General features: G+C 41.9%; 1 protein-coding gene. It reads left to right on the top strand.

The genetic code is table 11. From position 1 onward, the window contains the following. Positions 1 to 17: 17 nt before the first annotated feature. Positions 18 to 814: class I SAM-dependent methyltransferase (locus tag MD535_RS25700; protein WP_265678122.1), on the top strand; the 797-nt coding region annotated here is incomplete at its 3' end.

Here is an 814-nt window from a genome sequence, read left to right as displayed (position 1 = left end):
CAGCACAGGAGGAAGTCGTGCAAAAAGAGTACATGGAATACTATTCAAATTTTGATGAAGAGCAGCGCCTGCTGTCCCAAAATATTACGCGTGTTGAATTTGACACGACAGTTAACAAACTGAATCCATATATTCACGTTGGCGCTAAGCTTACAGAGCTTGGTGCTGCTACTGGCAGGTACTCACTTTACTATGCCCACAAGGGATTGGAGGTAACAGCGGTAGAGTTAGTTCCAGAACTTGTTTCACAATTAATCGCTAACTCGAACTCTAAGTCAATTGATTTACAAGTACATGAATCAAATGCAACTGATGTCGGTTTTATCCCAGACGACTCACAAGATATCGTTCTTATCCTTGGTCCTTTGTACCATATTCAGAGTAAACCCGAGCGGGAAAAGGTGTTGGCTGAAGCCCAACGAATCTTAAAAGTCGGTGGTATCGTCGCTATTGCTTATATCAGTCGTTTCTTCGTTGCTGGCCTTCTCGCAAAGATGTCTGATCAGCTAGTAAGCGCTGATACTTTAAATGAGCTTTATGAAATGGGCATAGTTTCAACACCACACGTTGATCAGTTCTTTAGGACAGCTTATTTTGCTACTCCAACTGAAATTGAAGAGCTAACGACTCAATTTCAGTTCAAGGTTGAAAATCATATCGCGACTGATGGTTTTGTTCGTTACATAGGTGATTCTATTAACGCTTTGTCAGAAAGCCAGTATCAAAATTGGTTGCACTACCACCTTAAGACTTGTGCAGAGCCTTCTTTGTTGGGTAGCAGTAATCATGGCTTAGCCATTGCGAAGAAGTGCTG

It is taken from the genome of Vibrio qingdaonensis (assembly GCF_026191675.1).
GTDB lineage: Bacteria > Pseudomonadota > Gammaproteobacteria > Enterobacterales > Vibrionaceae > Vibrio > Vibrio qingdaonensis.
Note: the sequence above shows the minus strand (reverse complement) of the source record. Positions and strands in the feature narration are given on the sequence as shown.